Here is a 20051-nt window from a genome sequence, read left to right as displayed (position 1 = left end):
CCCGCCGCGCGCCCATCACAATTCGATGCCGCGCAGGATAATTTTCTGCAATGCGCCCGTGTTACCGCTAAGCTGGATTTACATATCGCCGCTAAAACTGTTATCGGCGCGCGACCACTAATGCGCAGGCACAATTTAGTTTAGCATTAAACAAATCACCAGCCAGGGGGAAGAAATGACCGATAGAAATGCCAAGGACACGGCGCAAGAGTCTTTGCGCGAAGCAGCGCTGTCGTATCACGAATTCCCCAAACCCGGCAAACTGGAGGTGCGCGCAACCAAGCCGCTGGCCAATGGCCGCGATCTGGCACGCGCCTATTCACCCGGTGTGGCCGAAGCCTGTATCGAGATCAAGAACACCCCGGCAGATGCCGCGCGCTATACCGCACGCGGCAATCTGGTGGCGGTTGTGTCCAACGGCACGGCGGTTCTGGGGCTTGGCAACATCGGCGCGCTGGCGTCGAAACCGGTGATGGAGGGCAAGGCCGTCCTGTTCAAGAAATTCGCCAATATCGATTGCTTTGATATCGAGGTGGATGAAACCAACCCCGAAAAACTGGCGGATATTGTTTGTGCGCTGGAGCCGACGTTTGGCGCAATCAATCTGGAAGACATCAAAGCGCCGGATTGTTTCATTGTTGAAAAGATCTGCCGCGAGCGGATGAATATCCCGGTTTTTCATGACGACCAGCACGGCACCGCGATTGTGGTTGGTGCGGCGGCAACCAATGCGCTGCATGTGGCGGGCAAGACGTTCGAAGACATCAAGATTGTCAGCACCGGCGGCGGCGCGGCGGGGATTGCCTGTCTCAACATGTTGCTGAAACTGGGGGTGAAACGCGAAAACGTCTGGCTCTGTGACATCAAGGGTGTGGTCTATGAGGGCCGCACCGAGGAGATGACCGAGCAAAAGGCAGCCTTTGCGCAAAAGACCGACAAGCGGACCCTGGATGAGGTGATCGAAGGCGCTGATATGTTCCTTGGGCTTTCCGGCCCTGGTGTGCTGAAGCCCGAGATGGTCGCCAAGATGTGCGATGCGCCGATCATCTTTGCGCTGGCCAACCCGACGCCGGAAATCATGCCCGACCTCGCCCGCGAGGTGAAACCGGATGCGATCATCGCAACGGGGCGCAGCGATTTTCCCAATCAGGTCAACAACGTGCTGTGTTTCCCGTTCATTTTCCGGGGGGCATTGGATGTCGGCGCGACCGAGATCAATGACGAGATGCAGATCGCCTGTATCGAAGGCATCGCAGCCCTTGCCCGCGCCACCACCAGCGCCGAGGCCGCAGCCGCCTATAAGGGCGAGCAGCTGACATTCGGGGCGGATTACCTGATCCCGAAACCGTTTGATCCGCGCCTGTCCGCCGTTGTGTCATCCGCCGTGGCCAAGGCCGCGATGGAAACCGGCGTCGCCACCCGGCCGCTGGACGACATGGAGGCCTACAAGAACAAGTTGAACGCAAGCGTGTTCAAATCGGCCCTGCTGATGCGCCCGGTGTTCCATGCCGCCGCCACCGCCAGCCGCCGGATCGTCTTTGCCGAAGGCGAGGACGAGCGTGTTTTGCGCGCCTCGCAGGCCATTCTTGAGGAAACCACCGAAAAGCCGATCCTGATCGGGCGCCCCGAAGTGATCGAAACCCGCTGTGAACGCGCCGGGCTGAAAATCCGCCCGGGCACCGATTTCGACATCGTGAACCCGGAAAACGATCCGCGCTATCGTGATTATTGGGGCACCTACCATGAATTGATGGCGCGGCGCGGCGTGACGCCGGATGTGGCCCGCGCGGTGATGCGCACCAACAGCACCGCCATTGCCGCCGTGATGGTGCATCGCGGCGAAGCCGACAGCATGATCTGTGGCACCATTGGCGAATTCCGCTGGCATCTGAACTATGTGACCCAGGTTCTGGGCACCGAACAGCACCGCCCGCGCGGCGCCCTGTCGATGATGATTCTGGAAGATGGGCCGCTGTTCCTTGCGGATACCCACGTTTGGTCCCTGCCCTCGCCCGAGGAGCTGGCCAAAGTAGCCCTTGGCGCGGCGCGTCATGCCCGCCGTTTCGGGGTGGAACCGCGCATCGCCTTTTGTTCGCAATCGCAATTTGGCAACCAGATGGAGGGGTCCGGAAAACGTCTGCGCGAGGCGATCGCCCTGCTCGACAAAATGGACACCGATTTCCAATACGAAGGCGAAATGAACGTCGACACCGCATTGGACCCGGAATTGCGCGAGCGGCTTTTGCCCGGCGGACGATTGGAGGGCGCGGCCAATGTGATGATCTTTGGCCATGCAGATGCCGCATCCGGTGTGCGCAATATCCTCAAGCTCAAGGCCGGCGGGCTGGAGGTTGGGCCGATCCTCATGGGCATGGGCAACCGTGCGCATGTGGTCACACCGGGGATCACCGCCCGCGGGTTGCTGAACATGGCGGCCATTGCCGGCACGCCGGTGGCACATTACGGCTGAGATCGGCGAAACTTACCCGATCTTCACCATTTGGCGGCACAACTTCGGTTTGAAACCCCGGGGAACCGCCAAATGCTACAATTGGTCGCCAAGATTCTGCCTTGGCGCAAACATGACGAAGACGATCTGATCGACCTGGACATGGACCGCCGCGAAGGCGAAGGGGCCGACCCGGTCCCGGATATGGCATCGGTGGACCCGGCGGCAGTATTTGATGTCGAGACCGCACAAGTTGACGATCGCTTGACCGAGCTGGCCCGCGCCGCATCCCGGCTGGGGTTCGAGGTTGTTGATGTCGCGGCCTTTCTGACCTCGCTGCGGGACCGGTCGACCGCACAGCTTGAAATCCTGTCACAGACACAGCAGACGTCGCAGCAGTTGATCACTGCCAACAGCGCGGTGCGCGCGGGCATTGATGCGGTCTCAGCAAGCGCCGAAAACGCCGGGGAAATTGTCACTGTTTCTTCCGAAGCGGTGCGCAGAGCCACCGGAAAATCCCGCGATCTGGCGCAATGGGTCGCCTCTGTTTCTGATCAGGTGACTTCGGTCATGACCTCTCTGGGGGAGGTGCGGCAGAAAACCGAAATGATCGAAGACATTGCTTTTCAAGTGAATATCCTATCGCTGAACGCCGGTATCGAAGCGTCCCGCGCGGGCGAGGCCGGTCGCGGCTTCGCCGTCATTGCCCAGATGATCAACGATCTTTCCGACCGCACCACCCAAACCAACGAGGATATTCGCGGCGGGGTGCAATCGCTGGGCAAACTGGTCTCTGAATTGGCCGTCCAATCGCGGGCGATTCAGGGGGACGCGGAACTGGTGATCGACGAAAGCCGCAAGACGGATAAGAATCTGACGGCGATTGCCACCCAGATCCAAGAGGTTCAGACCACCGCCAGACGGATACAGGCGGATGCGGACGCGGTGCACCGCGCCAATGAACGTTTCATGCCCGCCTTTGCCCATGTCAGTGACAGCGTGCAAGAGACCGCCAAGCGGCTGAAGGGCGCAATGGTGCGGGTTGATACGCTTGTCGATCATACCGAAAACATCGTCCAGCGTGCGGCCTCTCTGGGGGGGGATGTCGAAGATTCCATTTTTATTCAACAGGTTATGCGGGACGCCGCCCGCCTGTCTGACGCACTGGAAGAGGCCGTGACCACCGGCAGGATCTCTTTGGCGGGGCTGTTTTCACAGGACTATCGCCCCATCGCGGGCTCCAACCCGGCCCAGGTCATGGCCCCCTTTACCCGTTTGACCGACGCGCTGTTCCCGGAGGTGCAAGAAGCCGCATTGGCCCTGTCGGACAAAGTCATCTTCTGCGCCGCCGTCAATCGGGATGGCTATCTTCCGACCCACAACAGCATGTTTTCCAAACCACAAAGACAGGATGTGGCGTGGAACACCGCCAATTGCCGCAACCGGCGGATCTTTGATGATCGGGTCGGGCTGAAGGCCGGGCGAAACACGGCGCCCTTCCTTTTGCAGGTCTATCGCCGCGACATGGGCGGCGGCATTTTCAAGTTGATGAAGGATGTCTCGGCACCGATCATGGTCCAAGGCCGCCATTGGGGGGGCTTCGTCTGGCCTATGATGTGTGATGGCGCGGTCGGAAACCCGCGATGATTCCCGCCCCGGCCATGGCGCGCGAAAACTTTGCAAACTCTGCCTGATTTCCCGAAAATCTGTTTAATCGGCGCAGGTTTGCAAAAATTTGCAAGGGCGCGCGCCCAAATATGCAAATTTTTTGCGATAATGTGACGCGGAAAGTGCCATGCCGCTTGCCCGAATGGCCGCAGGTTGCGTATCGAGATGGTATCTCGGAGGAGGAGGATATCATGGCATACAAGGATGTTTACGAAAACTGGAAGGCCGATCCTGAAACATTCTGGATGGAGGCCGCCAAATCCATCGACTGGGACAGGCCACCGACCCAGGCGTTGAGTGATCTTGGTGATCATCAGTATGAATGGTTCGCTGATGGCATGGTCAACGCCTGCTGGAACGCCGTCGACCGTCATGTAGTTGCCGGAAATGGCGATCGGGTGGCGATCATCCATGACAGTCCGATCACGGGAACGATTTACAAAATCACCTTTGCCGAATTGCAGGACCGGGTGGCCCGTCTTGCCGGCGCGCTGCGCGCCAAGGGCGTGGAAAAGGGCGACCGGGTCATCATCTATATGCCAATGGTGCCAGAGGCGATGGAGGCAATGCTGGCCTGCGCCCGTCTTGGCGCGATCCATTCCGTGGTCTTTGGCGGCTTTGCGGCCAATGAACTGGCCGTGCGCATCGACGACGCCAAGCCGCGCGCCATCATCGCGGCCTCCTGTGGTTTGGAACCCGGCCGGGTGGTGCATTACAAACCGCTGGTCGACGGCGCGATTGAACTCGCCTCGCACAAACCGGATTTCTGCGTGATCTTTCAACGCGAACAAGAGGTTGCAACGCTGGTTGCCGACCGTGACGTCGATTGGCACGGATTTCAGGCCGCGTGGAACCGGCGGAATGTCTGCCGGTCGAAGGCAACCACCCGGCCTATGTGCTCTACACCTCTGGCACCACCGGCGCGCCCAAAGGCGTCGTGCGCCACACCGGCGGCCATCTGGTGGCGCTGAACTGGACAATGAAAAACGTCTATAACGTCGATCCCGGCGACGTATTCTGGGCCGCGTCGGATGTCGGCTGGGTCGTCGGACACAGCTATATTTGTTATGGCCCCTTGATCCACGGCAACACCACCATCGTGTTTGAGGGCAAACCGGTTGGCACGCCAGACGCCGGCACCTTCTGGCGTGTGATTTCCGAACATAACGTCAAAAGCTTCTTCACCGCCCCGACCGCATTTCGCGCCGTCAAACGCGAAGACCCGCAGGGCACGTTGATCAAGAATTACGACCTGTCCTGTCTGAATGCGGTCTATCTGGCCGGGGAACGGGCCGACCCCGACACAATCGTTTGGGCGCAGGAACAACTGAACGTGCCGGTGATTGACCATTGGTGGCAAACCGAAACCGGGTTCCCGATTGCAGCCAACCCACTTGGGATCGAAGAACTGCCGGTCAAGATCGGCTCGCCCTCCGTGGCGATGCCGGGGTTTGACGTTCAGATCCTGGACGAAGGTGGCAACCCGGTGCCCGCCGGGGACATGGGCGCAATTGCCGTGAAACTGCCCCTGCCCCCCGGCACCCTGCCGACGCTTTGGAATGCCGGGGATCGCTATCGCAAGAGCTATCTCACAACGTTTCCGGGGTATTATGAAACCGGTGATGCCGGCATGATCGACGAAGACGGTTATCTGTACATCATGGCGCGCACCGATGACGTGATCAATGTCGCGGGTCACCGGCTTTCGACTGGCGGCATGGAAGAGGTGCTTGCCAGCCACCCGGATGTGGCCGAATGCGCGGTGATCGGCGTGACCGATGCGTTGAAAGGGCAACTGCCGGTCGGCTTCCTGTGTTTGAATGCCGGCGTGGATCGCAACCATGGCGAGGTGATCGCAGAGGTGGTCAAATTGGTGCGGGAAAAAATCGGCCCCGTCGCGGCATTCAAACTGGCGGTTGTCGTGGATCGCCTGCCCAAGACCCGATCCGGCAAGATCCTGCGCGCAACCATGGTGAAAATTGCCGACAGCCAGGACTTCAAAATGCCGGCAACGATCGACGATCCGGCCATTTTGGACGAAATCAGCGGCGCGCTGAAAACAATTGGCTACGCCCAATAAGCACACCGGCGCTTTGCGGTGATCCCCATCCGGGGGCCGCAAAGCGCCATTCGCCGCCACCGCGGGCCGAAACCGTGGAGAAGACAAAGTGGAGAGGACAAAAATAAACCGCCCAGAGCAAGACCCCGGGCGGTTGATCCTTCTTAAATCTTGTTGCGACCAGCAACAGGGAAACAGGAACAGCGAAAAACGCAATCCTCGTCACTGGCCAGGTCCGACAACAGTCAGGTGTCACTCACTCACCTAACCGTCGTCGGGTCCTGTCCGGTGCGGCCATAATAATCCGCCCCGGATCGGGGTGCGCACCCGCCATTCTCGGGAAGAGAAAGGGCTTGAAAGCAATCGTGAGACACCGATGCCGACGGACGCCCCCTTTCCTATTCTGCAACTGCACCTGAAATCTGTGACGGACATCACAGAAGCACACAGTATCCTGAATTTGCCCGGTTACTGTCCTTCGACAATCGTGTAACTTAACCTCGGCCAGATCATATTTGTCGGCCAAGTCATTATTTTTAGTTCGATACAGCGCGTCTATGGCGTGCAAGTTCTGGCAGGAACACCATGGTTTTGAAATTCCGAGATACCGCCCGGCGCGAAAGCCTTATCCTTGGCGCGCTGGACCCCAGTGAACGCGCCCTGTTATTGGCACTTTCAAAGTCCTGTCACTATCATGGTGGAAAGACGATTTTTTCCAAGGGCAGCCCCGGCGAAACGTTGATGTTGATTGAAACCGGGCGGGTCGAGATCAGCCTGACATCGGCCACGGGCAACCGGTCGATTGTGGCCCATCTTGGGCCCGGTGACTCTGTCGGGGAAATGGCCGTGCTTCTGGGCAGCGACCGCACAGCGGATGCAATTGCCACCAATGACGTGACCGGGCGTCTGTTGCACCGCACGCATCTGCTGCAATTCCTGACCGACCATCCACAAACCACCCTGGGTTTGATTGCGGACCTATGTCGCAAACTGCAATCCACGACCGAAGCGCTGGCAGATCTGTCCACCGCCGACGGCGGCACGCGTCTGGCAAAAGTGTTGATTGGATTGTTCGAACGTTGGGGGGTGGAAGAAGACGGCGGATTTCGCCTCACGCCTTCGGTGTCCCAATCCGATCTGGGCGATATGGCCGGGCTGACGCGCGAAACCGTCAATCGCCAGATCCGCGCCTGGGAGCTGGACAAGATGCTGCGCCGCGATGGGCGTGATCTGATCCTGGTCGATCCCGATCTGCTGGCCACGCGCGCCGGTTAAACGCGGCAAGCGGGGGGCGCGCGACATACAGTTGCTAGACAAATTGTTCCCGGATCAGCCGTTCCTCAAGCCCGTGGCCGGGATCAAACAGGATACGGTGTGCGATTGAGGGTTCGGAACGGATATCAACAATTTCCACGTCTTGCACCGCGCGGGCGTCGGCCTCGGCCATGACCGGGCGTTTGCCCGGGTCCAGCACCTCGAACCGCACTTCTGCGGTCTTGGGCAGCAGCGCACCCCGCCACCGGCGCGGCCGGAACGCCGCCATCGCCGTCAGGGCGAGCACATCCGAACCGATCGGCAGAATCGGCCCATGGGCGGAAAAGTTATAGGCCGTTGATCCGGCCAGCATCGCCAGCAAGGCACCGTCACAGACAAGTTCCGGCATCCGCACCCGCCCGTCGACCGAAATGCGCAGCCGCGCGGCCTGAGGTCCGGCACGCAGCAGCGACACCTCGTTTATGGCAAGGGCATCGTGTTTGGTGCCATCGGTACATATCGCATGCATCGAAAGTGGATTGATGACCTCTTCCTGTGCCTCTTTCAGGCGGTCCGCCAAACCATGTTCGTTATATTCATTCATCAAGAAACCGACCGTGCCGCGATTCATGCCGTAAACCGGCGCGGGGTTGTCCTGGGTCCGGTGCAGTGTCGCCAACATGAAGCCATCGCCGCCCAGGGCCACAATCACATCTGCCCCCTGTTCGGCGTGATCACCAAATCGGGTCGACAATGTGGCCTTGGCAGCCTGAGCAAGTGGCGCGTTCGAGGCACAAAACGCAATTCGTAGGCTCATGTCGTGTTTCCTTGCCGCACCTTCTGATTTCCGAAACAACCACAAGTTCCCCGGTATGACCAGCGATGGCGACATCAAATCGCCCTGTGGTCTTTTCCCGGCTTTTCGTCACGCTGTTGATGCAGTAGGAACCGCGCCATGCATTTGCTTGCCCAAGGAGCTTGCCATGACCACGTCGATCAAAAACCCCGGATTCTTTTCCCAGCCCCTCGCCGAACGTGACAGCGAAGTCTTTGCCGCCATCACCGGCGAATTGGGCCGCCAGCGCAGCGAGATCGAATTGATCGCGTCGGAAAACATCGTGTCGCGCGCGGTGATGGAAGCCCAGGGGTCGGTTCTGACCAACAAATACGCCGAAGGGTATCCGGGACGGCGCTATTATGGCGGTTGCGACTGGGTGGATGTGGCCGAAAATCTGGCGATTGCCCGCGCCAAGGAACTGTTTGGTTGTGAATTCGCCAATGTTCAGCCCAACTCGGGATCGCAGGCCAACCAGGGCGTCTATCAGGCGTTGATCCAACCGGGTGACACCATCCTTGGCATGTCGCTCGACGCGGGTGGCCACCTGACCCATGGTGCGCGCCCCAACCAATCGGGCAAATGGTTTAATGCGGTGCAATATGGCGTGCGCCAGCAGGACAACATGCTGGATTATGATCAGGTCGAGGAATTGGCGAAAGAACATCAGCCCAAGCTGATCATCGCAGGTGGTTCGGCCATTCCGCGCCAGATTGATTTCAAGCGGATGCGCGAAATTGCCGATATGGTTGGCGCCTATCTGCATGTGGACATGGCGCATTTCGCCGGTCTGGTGGCGGCGGGCGAGCACCCCTCGCCCTTCCCGCATGCGCATGTGGCCACCACCACCACGCACAAGACCCTGCGCGGCCCCCGTGGCGGCATGATCCTGACCAATGACGAGGCGATTGCCAAAAAGGTCAACTCGGCGATCTTCCCCGGCATTCAGGGCGGCCCGTTGATGCATGTGATTGCGGCCAAGGCTGTGGCCTTTGGCGAGGCGCTGCAACCGGAATTCAAAACCTATGCGCAACAGGTGATCAAAAACGCCCAGGCGCTTTCGGACCAACTGATCAAGGGCGGGCTCGACACCGTTACCCATGGCACCGACACCCATGTTGTGCTGGTCGACCTGCGCCCCAAAGGGGTGAAGGGCAACGCCACCGAGACCGCATTGGGCCGTGCGCATATCACCTGTAACAAAAACGGCGTGCCGTTTGACCCGGAAAAACCGACAGTGACCTCGGGCATTCGCCTTGGCTCTCCTGCTGGGACGACCCGCGGTTTTGGCGAGGCTGAGTTCCGCCAGATCGCGGATTGGATCATCGAGGTGGTCGACGGGCTGGCCGAAAACGGTGAAGAGGGCAACAAAGAGGTCGAAGCCAAGGTCAAAGCGGAAGTTGATGCGCTCTGCCAGAAGTTCCCGATCTACGCCGATCTCTGAACCTTGTGCGCTGACGCGCACCGGTAAGACTGCGTTCAGGCCACGCAGGCCTTGAAGGGGCTTTCTGCCCCTTCAAACTTCCCCGAGGATATTTTTGAACAGAAGAAGACCCGGAGCGTGCAATGCTCTGGGTCTTTTCATGTTTGGTCGGGCACAGAAAAACCAGTGGTTTTGCGATTTCACGCGACGGAAAAGGCGACCGTCTGCGTATCACCCTTGAAACCATCAAGAGGTGACCCCATGAAACGCCCCTATTACATTCCGCCAATTGTGACCGCTGGTTTTATTGCCCTTGGGTTTCTGGCCTTGGCGGCAGGCAGCACCGAGGCAGAATTTGCCCGGCAAGCCGCCATGCATCGTCACCACGGATATCGCAGGCTAGGCACAGGTCAAATGATGTTCTGCCAGCGCAGGACCATCAGGAACAATGCGGCGACGGCCAGCAGTTTCAGCACGATCCCACCCGCCAGATGCAGTCTTGCTGTGGTGCGGCGCTCTTTGGGATCCAGCGATTTGAGGTAACGGGTCAGGCGTGCTTCGGCCCGTGACAGCGCGTGCAGGTCGAGCTGCCGCGCCAGTTTCGGATGCGCCGCCAGCCGCGACGCTTCGACAATCTGCGCCGCGTCGCGCCGCGCCCATGCCGGAAGCCGCCGACCGGCACGGGTCAGCATGTGTTCAAACGTTGCGCCGCCAACGCCCAATTGATCCGCCATCAATTTGGCCAGGGCCGTTTTGCGCGCTTCGATAGTATGTGCCTCGATCACCGGTCTCACCTCTGTTGGCGGTCATAAGCGGACATCCGGGCAAGGACAAGATCAGCTGTCTTCTGTTTGGCCCAGGCGCATTTTCCGGTTTCCCAATCCATGGCGTCGCGATAGATCTGGGGCATGCTGAACCAGATCCACCACCAACCGGCAGGTGACTGCCAGAGCGGCACGCCGCTTGTCATCGTTCACGGGCTTTATGGCTCTGCCCGCAATTGGGGGGTGATTGCCAAACGGCTGTCGGACAGCCGCCCGGTGATCGCCGTCGATCAACGCAATCACGGCGACAGTGCCTGGGCTGACAGCCACAGTTATCTCGACATGGCGCAGGATCTGGCAGAGGTGATTGCGGACTTGGGCGGGCGCGCCGATGTGGTGGGCCATTCGATGGGTGGCAAGGCCGCGATGGTCCTGGCCCTGCAGCATCCCGACATGGTGAACCGATTGGTGGTCGGGGATATTGCCCCTGTGACCTATAGCCATGATCAGACACAATTTATCGACGCAATGAAGGCGGTGGATCTGCAACAGGTCAACAAGCGATCCGATGCCTTGGCGCAATTGGCGCGACATGTCGACGACCCGACGCTTCAGAGCTTTTTCACCCAATCGCTTGATGTGGCGGGCAAGCGATGGAAGCTCAATCTCGATGTTCTGGCGCGGGATATGGACAAGATTATCGGGTTTCCCGAAGTCTCTGGCGTATTTGACGGCCCGGCGTTGTTTTTGTCCGGTGCGGAGTCAGACTATGTCCTGCCTGAGCACAGGCCAGCGATCCGCGCGTTGTTTCCCAAGGCACGGTTCGCGAAACTGGTCGGGGCTGGTCACTGGCTGCATGCGGAAAAGCCGCGAGAGTTCGAGGCCTCTGTGCGGGCGTTCCTTGACGCCTGAGCCATGGTGACTGCGCCACTGGCGAACTGAAAGGGCTTGCGCCATTCAGCCCGCCCGGCACGGGCCCCGAGTTTCAGCTTTTGTGAATTTGCAGATCTCTCTTTTCAAAGAGAACGACCGCGACATTGTCGGAAGGCCTGATGACGCTCAGGTTGTTGGGCATGATCCGCAGTGATTCCGACATCCACCGGTCCAGACGACCACAGCCACCATCGCCCCTAGGTGTCGATGACGCGCAGTTGGTCTTGCAACCAGGGCAGCTGGATATGGGCCGGGGTGATCATCAGATCCTGCACCAATCGGCGCACGGTGCGGGCGACCTCGCGAGGGACATCATCGGACCAATCGGCGCTGGCGAACAGCGAAATATTGCGCGAAAACGGCGCGAAGGGCAGCGGATGCGCCGCAAGGGAATCATGGATTCGCGCCGACCGCATATAGCCCAGTGGGGTGGTCACCGCCCATCCCATGCCACGGGCGACCAATGCCATCAGCGACGGATGCGAGCCGATTTCGAACCGGCTGGGATAGGTCAGCTTGAGCCGCGCCATCTGGGCCTCGATTTGGCGACCAATCAATTGGTCCCGATCGTACCGCAAGAATGGCAGTTGGGCCATGACATCGGCGACGTTGTCACCGGCCTCGCGCGGGGCGACAAAGATGAATGGATCGCGCACAAGCGGGTATTCCGTCACGTTTTCAATGACTTCTCCGGTGGCGGCGGCCACGGCGATATGCAACCGGCTGTCGCGCATTGCGCTGCTGATTTCATGGCTGGGGGCCGAAATCAGCTTGAACCGGCAGCGCGTCAAACTCTCGGCCAGGAGGGTCGCCAAACGCGGCGTCAGGTCGTTGTCGAAATCGTCAATCATCCCAAGGTTCAGCGTCGACAGATGCGCCAGATCCATCACCGTCAACTCACTCTGCGCCAGACGCAATTGTCCCAGCACCACCTCGGTCCGGGTCAGGAAGGAACGCCCCGCCGGTGTGAGCTGCATCGGGCGTTTCGAGTGATCCACCAATGCAGTGCCAAGCGCGGTTTCAAGATTGCGCATTTGCTGGCTGACCGCCGGCTGGCTCAGCCCGGTTGCCCGCGCCGCACCGGCCACAGATCCACTTTCGGCGAGTGCTTCGAATACCTCCAGCCCTCGCAATGTCACGCCTTTGGCCAGCATCACCCATCCTTTTGCCAGTTTTATCATTTGTGAATGTATCACCCGGCCAATTCAAGCCACAGCATGAGGTCCACCATGACCATTAAGCCGCTCAAGACCGCAATGACCCATCACAACGGCACACCGCCCGAGGTCACCGCGACCGTCGCTGCGATGTTGGCGCGGATAAAAACCGGGGGCGAGGATGCTGTGCGCCACTATGCAGCAACGCTGGATCGCTGGCAGGGGGACATTGTGGTGCCGGAAGAGATGCTGCGCACGGCGGGCACGCGCGTCGCCCCGGAACTGCGGGCGGCGATTCATTTTGCGCATGAAAACATTCACCACTTTGCCACGGCGCAGCGCGGATCATTTCAGGAATTTGAAACAGAGATTCGGCCGGGGCTGTTTGCCGGGCAAAAGCTCATCCCGGTGTCGACCGCCGGATGTTACGTGCCGGGCGGGCGATATGCCCATATTGCCTCTGCCCTGATGACAATCACCACGGCCCGGGTCGCGGGGGTGCGCCATATCACTGTGGCCTCGCCCCCCAGAGGCGATGCGATACCCGATGCGATCCTGTTTGCCATGCATCTGGCCGGGGCCACCCGTGTTCTGAACCTGGGCGGGGTGCAGGCGATTGCGGCCATGGCGCAGGGGCTGTTTGAGACCCCCGGCGCCGATATTCTGGTGGGCCCCGGCAATGCCTTTGTCGCCGAGGCCAAGCGGCAAATGTTCGGCCCTGTCGGGATCGACATGTTTGCCGGTCCCACAGACAGTCTGGTGATTGCCGACGGCGACGCCGATCCGGAAACCGTGGCCTGGGATCTGGTGGGTCAGGCGGAACATGGCGCCAATTCGCCGATCTGGCTGGCGTCCCTATCGCCGGAGGTCGCCGAACAGGTGATTGCCATCGTGCCCCGGCTGATTGCCACCCTGCCAGAACCGAATCGCGCGGCGGCGGATCGGGCCTGGCGTGACCTTGGCGAGGTGGTGGTCTGCGACAGCCGGGAAGAGGCCGCGGATTATGCCGATTCCGCGCGCCGGAACATCTGCATGTTCAGGCGGGTGATCTGGATTATTGGCGCAACCGACTGCGCAGCTATGGCGCGCTGTTTCTTGGGGCGCAGACCACCGTTGCCTTTGGCGACAAGGCCACAGGACCAAACCACGTGCTGCCCACATCAGGCGCGGCGCGCTACACCGGCGGGTTGTCGGTGCACAAATTCCTGAAATGCGTTACCTGGCAGGAAATGCGCGGTGGCGCCTGCCCCGATCTGGCCGATGCCTGTGCCACGATCAGTCGCGCAGAAGGCATGGAGGGCCATGCACGCACCGCCGACATTCGCCAAGACAGTTGGAAACAAACAGGGAATCGCGCAGCAGGCTAAGACCGCAGCATGGCTTAATTGCTGCGGTGCCAGTTATAGATCCAGCCGTAAATTCAGCGCTTAGTAGCGCGCACAAAGCTGCTCTGCCTTCGTGCCGAACAGCTTGTAGCGTTTCCAAAAGGATTCATGATGGGCGCGATCCGATTGGCGGATTTCCTGCGCCATATGGGGGTCGCGAAAGAATCTGGCCGCCAAACGCTGGTCGGAGGAGGACAAAGCCGCGTCCGCCACGCTTTGAATACAGCCACAAAGCCGCGAATTGGCCGCCTGTCGACCGGATGTCACGCAGGCCCGGCTGATCGGGCCCGCCGACACCGCGCTTGCAAGGATTGGCGCCAGCATCGCTGCGACGATGGCGGAAAATAGCACCTGTTTCATGATCTGCCCTCATGTTCTGCGGTGCCGGTTTCGAAACGACCGGCGTTGCCGCGATTGCCCCAGTTTGCACCAATTTCGGGCATATTTCAATTCACGCCGCTGTCAGACCAGAAAATTGGCGATCACCGCGTCGTGATCGCCAACCGCAATCGCAGATCATTCACCAAGGCCTCACGCGGGATGCCCTCGGCCCGGGCGAGGCGCAAAAGGGCAAAATGCACATGGGCGATTTCCTGATAATAGCTGGTATAGGCGAAATTGGTCGCCGCCCCGGCCACCGCACCCACCACCGGCACCGCCTGCGCCGCAAGCTTTTGGCCAAGCACAGTGGCAAGCCGGGGCGCGATACGGGCGATCATGGCATTGACCGTCGCCCCGGTCAGGGTCACACGGGCCGACAGAAAGGCCATATTGGCGCCGTCATCATGCTCTAGCGGACCGGCCGCGGCAAAAACCGCCAGACATTCGGCCCGAATTTCGGCATCCTCCGGGTCAAAACCATGTTCCGCAGCGATACCTTGGATTGCGCGCAACAGCACGGTGGTGGTCACCGGCAATTCCGCCAGCGCCGACGGCAGCCCACCAAATCCCCCCGCCGCGCCCATCGCCGTGGTCACCGCCCGGTTCAACCACCCCGGCGCGTCACCGACGCGGCCCCGGCTTTGGCTGGCGGCATCCATCGCGATGGCAAGGGCACGTTCGGTCGCGGTCTCCAGCCGATTCTTGACCCCGTCCGGTAGATGTTCCAGCAAGTTTTCTGCCTGTGTGCCCATCAGATTGAGCACTTGAATGCCAACACCGCCAGCCCGTCGGTAACGCTGGACCAGAACATCCAGTTCCAAGGCCGTATTTGGTGAAATCAGCTCAGTTCCCGTCATCGTGCCACCCCATGTTACTGGTATTTACATTGGGTGTCCGGCGAAAATTTCAAGCTTGCTGGGCCCAGGGCGTCACTTCGCCGGTGATCCCGTCCCAAGCGCCTGTGACCAAAGCATAGCCAAGAACCCGGTCCGGGTTGGTTGGCGGCGGCATTTCGACCCCGTCCAGTTTTTCAAAGCCAAAGCGTGAATAATAGGGCGCATCCCCCACCAGCATCACCCGTGTCCAGCCGAATTCCGCGGCGCGAATCATCGAATCACGGATCAGGGCGGCGGCCACGCCTTCGCCCTGGCGGGTCGGGTGAACCGCAACCGGACCCAACAAAAGCGCCGCCTGCCCGCCGACCCGGACCGGCCAATAGCGAATGGCGCCGCCAATAATTCCCAGATCATCCACCGCCAATGTCGACAATTCCGCCACCGGCGGCACATCATCCCGCAGACGATAAGAGCTGAGCGCTGTCCGGCCGGGCGCAAAACTCAGATCGAAAAGCGCCTCGACGGCCCACCAATCCTCGGCTGTTTCTCTGCGCAGATGGATCACTGGGTCGGTCCTTTAACGGTATGGGTGGAAACGCGGGTAACATGCAGTTAGGTCTTGGGTAAAGCCAAAGGATTTCCGAATGTTCTATCGCCCCGCAGACGGCCACGGTCTGCCGCATAATCCGTTCAACGCCATTGTCACGCCACGGCCGATCGGCTGGATCGCCACCCGTGGCCAGGACGGTCAGGATAATCTGGCCCCCTATTCGTTCTTCAATGCGGTCGCCTATACCCCGCCGCAGGTGATGTTTTCGTCGACCTCGGCCAAGGACGATCGCGGGGACACCAAGGACAGCGTGGCCAATATTCGCGAAACCGGTGTGTTTTGCGTCAACATCGTTGCATTTGAACAACGCGATGTGATGAACCAAAGCTCCGGGCCCTGGCCGCGTGAGGTGGATGAATTTGACCACGCCGGGATTGCCCGTGCAGATTGCCAGGAGATCGCCTGTTCACGTGTGATCGACAGCCCGGCGTCGCTGGAATGTCGATTGACCCAGATCGTCACCTTGCAAGGTGCGGCAAATTTTCTGGTGCTTGGCGAAGTTGTGGGCGTGCATATCGGCGATGACTATCTGGTGGATGGCATGCTGGACGTCACGCGGTACGCGCCGCTGACGCGGCTGGGATATCGCGACTATTCCGCTGTGCGCGAAGTGTTTTCGCTGAAGCGCCCCGGCGAATAGGCCCGGGCGGGGTTTCCCGGGGCGCTGCCCCGCCTTCGATTGGGGGCTCTGCCCCGCTTTTGATTGTGGGGGCTCTGCCCCCGGCCTTTGGCCTCCCCCGGGATATTTTTGAACAGAAGAAGCCCCGGTGTCAGGACCTTAGGCGTTTGGCGTCGAGATTTCGCCACCGCCCACAAGCGCGCGCACGCCGGTTGTTGTCGGCGATGAGGTCGCAAGCCCCCGCGCCACGCGCACCGCGAGATAGGCAAAGGCCTGGGCCTCGAGCATGTCACCATCCAGGCCCACCGCTTCGACCGGCAGGACCGGGCAGTCCAGTGAAACCCCGAGCATTTGCATCATCACCGGGTTTTGCCGCCCGCCGCCAGTGACGTAAAGCGCGCTTGGCGGGCTGGGGCAATGTTCCATGCCCCGCATGACCGCACTGGCAGCCATGGCACACATTGTGGCGGCGGCATCGGCGTCTGCCAATTCACGGACCAGATCCAGCATGACAGAGAAGTCATTTCGGTCCAGCGACTTGGGCGGGATTTTCAGGAAATAGCCCTCTTCCAGAAACAATTCCAGCGCCCCGTCGACCACGTTGCCCTGACGCGAGAGCGCGCCATCCTTGTCATAGGCCAGACCGCGTCGTTCCATCATCAGATCATTCAACGGTGCATTGGCCGGGCCGGTGTCAAAGGCCAGCAAGGCGCCCGGGGTTTCAGGCGTCGGTTTGGTTGGATCGACCCAGGTGATATTGCCGACCCCGCCAAGGTTCAGAAACGCCACCGGCGCGGTTGCCCCGATCCATTTGGCGCAGGCGAAATGATAAAACGGTGCCAGCGGCGCGCCCTGGCCCCCCAACCGCACATCCGCCGAGCGGAAATCCCAGACCACCGGCAGGCCAAGCTCCTGGGACAGCGCGCCCCCATCGCCAAGTTGATGGGTGCCGCGCCCGGCGGGGTCATGCGCCAGCGTCTGGCCGTGAAACCCGACGATTTCGGCATCAAAGCCTGACAATGCTTCGATATGGCTGTTCTGGACCACCGCAAGCGCGGCGGTCACATCCTCATCCGGCCAGCGCCCAAGGGCCGCGCGCAGCACATCGCGTTCGTCGTCGCTATAGGCGCGATACCGGCTTTGACCGAAGCTTTCGATGGTTTGGCCATCGGTGCGGATCACCGCCGCATCCACCCCGTCCAGTGATGTGCCAGACATTGCGCCCAACGCCGTTACCATGCCTGTCTTCAACATGCCCTTTTCCTCGCGCCTTGTGGGCTTTATAGCCTTGTCGCGACCATACCGGAGAGACGACATGACCTACCATCCCAAATCGGATTTCATGGCCACCATGATCGAGCGTGGCTTTTTGGCCGACTGCACCGATTATCAGGGATTGGACGAGGCCGCCGCCAAGGGCGGGATGCCGGCCTATATCGGATTTGATGCCACGGCAAAATCGCTGCATGTCGGGTCGCTGATCCAGATCATGATGCTGCGCTGGTTGCAGAAGACGGGCAACAAACCGATCACCCTGATGGGCGGCGGCACCACCAAGGTGGGGGACCCATCGTTTCGCGCCGACGAGCGCCCGCTGCTGACACCGGATCAGATCGACGCCAATATTGCGGGCATCAAACAGGTTTTTGCCAAATACCTGAGCTATGACGAAGGGACATCTGTGCCCTCCGGCAGCGAAGCGGTCGGGCCGGACAATGCGGCCTTGATGCTGAACAACGCCGAATGGCTGGACGGGTTGAATTACCTCGATTTTCTGCGCGACATCGGGCGGCATTTTTCGGTCAACCGGATGCTGGCGTTTGAAAGCGTGAAATCGCGGCTGGACCGGGAACAATCGCTTTCGTTCCTGGAATTCAACTACATGATCCTGCAAGCCTATGATTTTCTTGAGCTGAACCGGCGGTACGGCTGTTTGGTCCAGATGGGCGGTTCCGACCAATGGGGCAATATCGTCAATGGGATCGACCTGACGCGCCGGGTGCTGGATCACGAGATTTACGGGCTGACCTCGCCGCTTTTGACCACCAGCGACGGCAAGAAAATGGGCAAGACCGCCGATGGGGCGATCTGGCTGAACGGCGACATGCGCAGCCCCTATGAGTTCTGGCAGTTTTGGCGCAATACCACGGATGCGGATGTCGGCCAATTCTGAAACTTTATACCGAATTCCGGTCGATGAATGCGACCGCATGGGCGCACTGGCCGGGTCCGAGATCAACGAAGCCAAGATTGTTCTGGCCAATGCGGTCACCGCGCTGTGCCACGGGGCCGAGGCGGCCACGACAGCCGAAGCCACGGCGCGCGACGTGTTTGAAAAAGGCGGTGTCGGGGATGATTTGCCAACGCTGACCTTGTCGGCAGAGGAGTTGGGCGACGGGATGTCGATCGTTCAGGTCATTGTCCGCTCTGGTCTGGCGAAATCCGGCAAAGAGGCCAAGCGGCTGATTTCCGAGAATGGCGCGCGACTGGATGATCAGCCCTTGACCGATGCCGGGTTGATGATTGACAGCGGTGCGCTGTCGTCGCCGATCAAATTGTCGGCCGGCAAGAAGCGTCACGCGTTGGTGCAACTGGGCTGAAGACGGGAGCGAGGGGCCAGCCCCTCGCGCACCCCGGGATATTTTTGAACAGAAGAAGATCGGTTTGCTTTTGGACCGGTCACCACCAGAGCCATTCTGCCAGCCACAGGACGCCGCCCACCGGCAGCGCCAGAGCGAATGCCAGTATGGTCAGCCCGATCAGGGTCAGGCGCGGTGTTGGCGCATGCACGCCCATCACATGGTATTTTTTCATATTGTCCTTAATCCGCATTTAATCTAAATCAGCGGTTAATGACGGCATGTCCTGTCACCCCTCTCATCTGGCCGCTTTGCAATTGGCGCCCCTGCAGCAGCACCCGGCGTTCGGGGCAGCGCTGACCCATTTGGGGCGCCCGCCGCTGCGGCTATCATCTTCTGGCACGGGACGGGAATTTCAGCTGATGCGGCGGCGGTTTGGCCCGGTCGAGGTCGGATTGATTTCACGGGCGGATGTCACCCGGCAGGATCTGGCACATATCCGGGAAAAATCTGGCTGTCGTCTGTTTCTGGTGAATGCTGAAACGGAGGCAAAGGGCCGTGCAGATGCCCGGTCGCGGGGGCATCCGGGCGTCATGCTGCGCCACCCGGCCTTTATCGCAGAACTCGCGCTCGGCACGAGCGCCGCCGAGATGAAGGGCCAAATGGCCCAAAAATGGCGCAACCGGTTGAATCGGGCCACCGCAAGCGGGATCGAAATCCGTCATTCCGCCATGCCGACTGACCCCGATCATTGGCTTCTGCGTGCGGATGTGGCGCAGCAGGTGAAAAACCGATATCGCGGATATCCTGCGGCGTTTTCCACCGCCTTTGCCCGCGCCAATGGCGGCTCGGCGCGGTTGTTCGAGGCACATCTGGGTGGAGCGGCATTGGCCGCCATGCTGTTTTTCATCCACGGGCAAGTGGCGACATATCACATTGGATGGAACGGCAAATCCGGGCGACAGCTGTCGGCGCATCATCTGGTGATGTGGCGGGCAATGATCGCCTTGGCGCGTCTGGGCGTGACGCGGCTGGATTTGGGGGCGGTAGATACGGAAACCGCGCCGGGATTGGCGCGGTTCAAACTGGGCAGCGGCGC

General features: G+C 60.3%; 14 protein-coding genes and 4 pseudogenes. 10 read left to right on the top strand and 8 right to left on the bottom strand.

All coding sequences use genetic code 11. The annotated features are described in order from the left end of the window. Positions 1-175 precede the first annotated feature (175 nt). The 4 genes and pseudogenes from AC0L4F_RS05345 to AC0L4F_RS05330 all read left to right on the top strand — a co-directional run bounded on the left by AC0L4F_RS05345 (position 176) and on the right by AC0L4F_RS05330 (position 7451). Entirely contained in the window at positions 176-2470 is a 2295-nt protein-coding gene (locus tag AC0L4F_RS05345; protein WP_244686084.1) for an NADP-dependent malic enzyme, read from the top strand. Between the two features lie 72 nt (positions 2471-2542). Continuing rightward, complete coding sequence (locus AC0L4F_RS05340) at positions 2543-4096, top strand: methyl-accepting chemotaxis protein (RefSeq protein ID WP_244686083.1); 1554 nt, start codon at positions 2543-2545, stop codon at positions 4094-4096. 212 nt (positions 4097-4308) lie between these two features. After that, positions 4309-6197 (top strand): annotated as a pseudogene (prpE, locus tag AC0L4F_RS05335) (propionate-CoA ligase PrpE). A 564-nt stretch (positions 6198-6761) separates the two neighbouring features. After that, positions 6762-7451, top strand: coding sequence for a Crp/Fnr family transcriptional regulator (locus AC0L4F_RS05330; RefSeq protein WP_244686082.1), 690 nt, complete (start codon positions 6762-6764; stop codon positions 7449-7451). 34 nt (positions 7452-7485) lie between these two features. Here AC0L4F_RS05330 and AC0L4F_RS05325 read toward each other — a convergent pair whose 3' ends face one another. Further along, entirely contained in the window at positions 7486-8247 is a 762-nt protein-coding gene (locus tag AC0L4F_RS05325) for an NAD kinase (protein WP_244686080.1), read from the bottom strand. 166 nt (positions 8248-8413) lie between these two features. On the opposite strand from AC0L4F_RS05325, the gene glyA reads away from it, so the two are divergent. Beyond that, positions 8414-9709, top strand: a complete 1296-nt coding sequence (gene glyA / locus AC0L4F_RS05320; protein ID WP_244686078.1) for a serine hydroxymethyltransferase — start codon at positions 8414-8416, stop codon at positions 9707-9709. Positions 9710-10098: 389 nt separating this feature from the next. Here glyA and AC0L4F_RS05315 read toward each other — a convergent pair whose 3' ends face one another. Continuing rightward, positions 10099-10473, bottom strand: coding sequence for a hypothetical protein (locus AC0L4F_RS05315; RefSeq protein ID WP_244686076.1), 375 nt, complete (start codon positions 10471-10473; stop codon positions 10099-10101). A 123-nt stretch (positions 10474-10596) separates the two neighbouring features. Between AC0L4F_RS05315 and AC0L4F_RS05310 the strand changes: the two genes are divergently transcribed. Next, the gene (locus AC0L4F_RS05310) at positions 10597-11364 is read left to right on the top strand and encodes an alpha/beta fold hydrolase (protein WP_244686075.1); all 768 of its coding nucleotides are present in this window, start codon (positions 10597-10599) and stop codon (positions 11362-11364) included. Positions 11365-11582: 218 nt separating this feature from the next. On the opposite strand, the gene AC0L4F_RS05305 is transcribed toward AC0L4F_RS05310, so the two are convergent. Then, positions 11583-12539 carry a LysR family transcriptional regulator gene (locus tag AC0L4F_RS05305; protein WP_244686072.1) on the bottom strand — a complete coding sequence of 319 codons (957 nt, stop codon included), beginning with the start codon at positions 12537-12539 and terminating at the stop codon, positions 11583-11585. A gap of 75 nt (positions 12540-12614) precedes the next feature. On the opposite strand from AC0L4F_RS05305, the pseudogene hisD reads away from it, so the two are divergent. Continuing rightward, positions 12615-13909, top strand: a pseudogene (hisD, locus tag AC0L4F_RS05300) (histidinol dehydrogenase). Between the two features lie 60 nt (positions 13910-13969). Here hisD and AC0L4F_RS05295 read toward each other — a convergent pair. The 3 genes from AC0L4F_RS05295 to AC0L4F_RS05285 all read right to left on the bottom strand — a co-directional run bounded on the left by AC0L4F_RS05295 (position 13970) and on the right by AC0L4F_RS05285 (position 15709). Continuing rightward, on the bottom strand, positions 13970-14287 hold the full coding sequence (locus AC0L4F_RS05295; protein WP_280520457.1) for a hypothetical protein: 318 nt from the start codon (positions 14285-14287) through the stop codon (positions 13970-13972). Positions 14288-14409: 122 nt separating this feature from the next. Continuing rightward, on the bottom strand, positions 14410-15165 hold the full coding sequence (locus AC0L4F_RS05290) for an EcsC family protein (RefSeq protein WP_244686070.1): 756 nt from the start codon (positions 15163-15165) through the stop codon (positions 14410-14412). 49 nt (positions 15166-15214) lie between these two features. Then, entirely contained in the window at positions 15215-15709 is a 495-nt protein-coding gene (locus AC0L4F_RS05285) for a GNAT family N-acetyltransferase (protein WP_244686067.1), read from the bottom strand. A gap of 79 nt (positions 15710-15788) precedes the next feature. Between AC0L4F_RS05285 and AC0L4F_RS05280 the strand changes: the two genes are divergently transcribed. Next, positions 15789-16394: a flavin reductase family protein gene (locus AC0L4F_RS05280; RefSeq protein ID WP_244686065.1), complete on the top strand. Its 606-nt coding sequence runs from the start codon at positions 15789-15791 to the stop codon at positions 16392-16394. A gap of 138 nt (positions 16395-16532) precedes the next feature. Here the strand turns inward: AC0L4F_RS05280 and AC0L4F_RS05275 are convergent, their stop codons facing one another. Then, positions 16533-17627, bottom strand: coding sequence for an anhydro-N-acetylmuramic acid kinase (locus AC0L4F_RS05275; RefSeq protein WP_244686063.1), 1095 nt, complete (start codon positions 17625-17627; stop codon positions 16533-16535). 61 nt (positions 17628-17688) lie between these two features. On the opposite strand from AC0L4F_RS05275, the pseudogene tyrS reads away from it, so the two are divergent. Then, positions 17689-18973, top strand: a pseudogene (gene tyrS, locus AC0L4F_RS05270) (tyrosine--tRNA ligase). 79 nt (positions 18974-19052) lie between these two features. Here tyrS and AC0L4F_RS05265 read toward each other — a convergent pair. Next, complete coding sequence (locus tag AC0L4F_RS05265; RefSeq protein ID WP_280520456.1) at positions 19053-19187, bottom strand: hypothetical protein; 135 nt, start codon at positions 19185-19187, stop codon at positions 19053-19055. A 46-nt stretch (positions 19188-19233) separates the two neighbouring features. On the opposite strand from AC0L4F_RS05265, the pseudogene AC0L4F_RS05260 reads away from it, so the two are divergent. Then, positions 19234-19995: pseudogene (locus AC0L4F_RS05260) on the top strand (GNAT family N-acetyltransferase); the annotation flags it as partial. Between the last annotated feature and the right edge of the window lie 56 nt (positions 19996-20051).

Source organism: Marinovum sp. J2-8 (assembly GCF_055808435.1).
The sequence above is the reverse complement of the archived record's forward strand: the minus strand, read 5'-3'. Positions and strand labels throughout refer to the sequence as shown.